3 protein-coding genes are annotated in these 3,243 nt (G+C 38.4%); all 3 read left to right on the top strand.

The features are described 5' to 3' along the window. Nucleotides 1-163: 163 nt before the first annotated feature. Nucleotides 164-376 carry a hypothetical protein gene (locus tag HMPREF9420_RS03415; protein WP_007134038.1) on the top strand — a complete coding sequence of 71 codons (213 nt, stop codon included), beginning with the start codon at nucleotides 164-166 and terminating at the stop codon, nucleotides 374-376. Continuing rightward, nucleotides 360-1,970 (top strand): hypothetical protein, encoded by a 1,611-nt coding sequence (locus tag HMPREF9420_RS03410; protein WP_147625598.1) that lies wholly within the window; start codon nucleotides 360-362, stop codon nucleotides 1,968-1,970. Before HMPREF9420_RS03415 ends, HMPREF9420_RS03410 begins: the two co-directional genes overlap by 17 nt. Before the next feature lie 438 nt (nucleotides 1,971-2,408). Further along, a partial coding sequence (locus HMPREF9420_RS14150; RefSeq protein WP_007134036.1) for a DUF6261 family protein occupies nucleotides 2,409-3,243 on the top strand: 835 nt, incomplete at its 3' end.

Here is a 3,243-nt window from a genome sequence, read left to right as displayed (position 1 = left end):
AAAGTTTATATCTACCTTAAACTTTTCTTTTTTTCTTGTTGTCCACCTTTTATGAATAAGTGGACAGCAATAAGACAAAAATACGGCTAAAAGTGTATAAACTCTCAACAGCAATACTTATAACGCTTTAAACATAGGAAATATAGTACTTAACAAAAAGACAATGGAAACAAATTGCAAGAAAAAGAGGTATTCTATGCCTCAAATTAAGATTGTGCCCATCTTGACAGAGAGCCTTCTTACTACACCCTCAACAATTTCGGGAGGACATAAGAAACCAATCATTAATCCACCGATTGGTGATGCAAAGAAGAATGTATTTAGCGATTACGATAACAACTTTTTTGAACAAAATGAAGATGAAAAAGATAATTAATATCAAATGCTTAGCACTAATGCTTGGTTTGTTTGCCATAACTGCAAGTTGTACAAATGATGACCTCACAAATGGTGAAACCAAGGACAATAAACAAATAGACGGAACTGTGTTTGTTGGAGGAAAGAGTAGCGCAAGTGCCAGCGCAAAGAGTAGAACAGGTTTCGATTATAATTATAGTAAAGGAGCTAATTCTAAGTTTTTTTGGACAGCAGGTGATAAGGTATATTTAGCTGACGGAACAGCAAGTCAACCATGGGGAAACACCTCTGTGTGGCCAATTCAGACAGCAGATGTAGCAGACTTTATTTTCAGAGGTAAGAATTTTACAGAGCCTTCATACGACATCTATTATCCAGGGAAAAATGCAACAGCTTATAATAAAGTAAATATTGTTGTAGACAATGGAACTTATGCTTGGAATAAACGTGAAAATGGTGATTTTTATAATATTTTTGATGATGATTGTGGTTATGCTAAAGCTATTCGAAAGCCTGATGGTAAATATTATTTTGAATTAGAGCACCTCAGTGCATTTTTATATTTGTTACCTTATGCGCAGGCAGAAGCATCTGGATATTATTATATCCCAAAACGCATAAAAATAACAGCAGATACCAATATTGCCGGAGAATTTACTATTACGCCAACTGGATTAACAGGTACTGGTAGTTCTAATTTCGTAGCATCTAACTTCTTTGGTATAGGTGGACTAACTGGTACTGCTAATGGTGTATGGGTTGATGGTACTCAGAAATACAGAGATTATGGCTATTTTATGTTCCATATCGCCCCTGCAACTACAAAATTAAAAATAGAGTATAATTTTAGTATTAATGCTAAATATGCCGATGGTTATAGCAATAGTTTTGTCGACCGAAAAATAGATAAAGTTTTTATAAAAGAAATTCCGCAGTATACATATAAAAAAAATACTGTTACTCCTATTACTTCTCGCATAGCCTTACCAATGTATGAGCCTAAATTCTATACATGGGACGCTGCAGAAGGAGAAGATTATCTAAAAGGCTATGAAGACCAGATAGAGTATTGGTATATACCAACGCTATCCAATGATAAGGTCCCTAATGTTTATAATAGACCGACAGATAGACGTTATTATAATCCTACAACGGGGGTTGCCACTCGTTCAGGAAAGAACCTTCCGAACATGGTTGAGGCAACATGGTATGCATCTCATGGTGACCCTCATTTTGACGAACAATATCTATGGGAAAATGGACATGTAGTATATTGTATGGGTATGTGGGTAAAGAAAAAATCAGAGATTCCTGGTTTTAGTAGCACAAATTTACCATCAGATGTGACCTTTAGTCACAATTACTATGTAAATAGTTCTGTTGCACAAGGAACTCCTAATGATACTTCTAAGTATTTCTTTTTGCCTTTACAAGGTGCAATGGAAGCTGTAGTGTCTTCGAGTAGTGATTTGGAAATAGGATTATCAGGTAAATATTGGACAAAAACTTCATTGGATAGTAAGTATGCCTGGTACTTAGGTTTTGCTAAAAGTGCAATTTATATAAGGACTGGTGGGAAGGAGATGGCTACACCTTTATGGAATGCACAATAATAAAGTAATCGGGCCTAATATTTAGGTTCATAAAGCCTTTCCCCTAATAAAAATTTATTTTGTAAGTTTACTTTTGGGGAAAGGCAAACTATCAGGAAATTATGATAAGATAAAAACGAATTTAAGAGTGAGAATGCATGATTTCAACGCCAAAAATTAAAATTTCATGCCAGATACGATGGTTCTAATGCTAAAAATCGAAATTTAGCGCCAGATACGATGGTTCTAACACCAAAAATCAAAATTTCATGCCAGATACGATGGTTCTAATGCTAAAAATCAAAATTTAGTGCGAGATACGGCGGTTCTAATGCTAAAATTTAAATTTTCATGCCAGATACGATGGTTCTAACACTAAAAACGATTTTCGGACAAAAGAATTAAAGAAAAAAGTGACAGATAGTCGCTAATATAAAATATCAATAAAAATTTATTACTATGGAAAAATTTAAAATTACAATTCCAAAAATGGCTTTGGTGAAAACCAGTCTAAGCGCTCATTACAGCAATTCGCATCACCTGCAATTCATGTTCAACGTCTATGCATTGGTAAAAGCTGGCGACAAACAGAAGTTGCACCTCACCGACGAGTTGTTGAAGAGTTGGGGCGATTGCATCGACATGGAAACCGAACTCAACAAGGTTGCAAATGCCACCTTGCATGCCGAGCAAATGGCCGCGCTCGACCGCCAGCGCGACACGCTGTTGACCAATCTCTTTGGCGTTATCCGCGTGCAACAGAAATCGCCTGTGCAGGCTGTGGCTGAGTCTGCTCGAAAGCTCAACAAGGCCCTTGCGGTTTATCTGGGCATTCAGAGTAAGGCAGCTGATGCCGAAACGGCCGAAGTGCGTGGGTTGTTGAAAGATTTGGAGTGTTTTTCGGCCGAGATGACCGCCTTGAGTCTTGCGCCTGTCATGGCAGAGCTAAAAGCCGTGAACGAAAAGTTCCAAACTATCTACAATGAGCGCCAAGTAAAGGCTGTAGACGAGAAACTGCCTGCCTTGAAAGAGGTGCGCGCGATGACCGATGCCGTCTTTGGTGTGGTTTGCCGCTATATTGAGGCCAGTTATCTGCTTGCAGCAACCGAAGACGATCGAGCACCGATTGAACGTTTGGTGGACCAAATCAATCAGGAGATAGACCATTTCAAAACGGCTCATAAACAGAGTTCGGCACAGAAAAAGCCATCGCCGGTGGTGAAAGAACGAGAAGAAAAGCTCAAAGCGGCCATTCCGGCTTTTGCAGAAAAGGCTGGCTATGACGAGGGCGTTC

Origin of the sequence: Segatella salivae DSM 15606 (genome assembly GCF_000185845.1) — a bacterium.
Lineage (GTDB): Bacteria > Bacteroidota > Bacteroidia > Bacteroidales > Bacteroidaceae > Prevotella > Prevotella salivae.
Note: the sequence above shows the minus strand (reverse complement) of the source record. Positions and strands in the feature narration are given on the sequence as shown.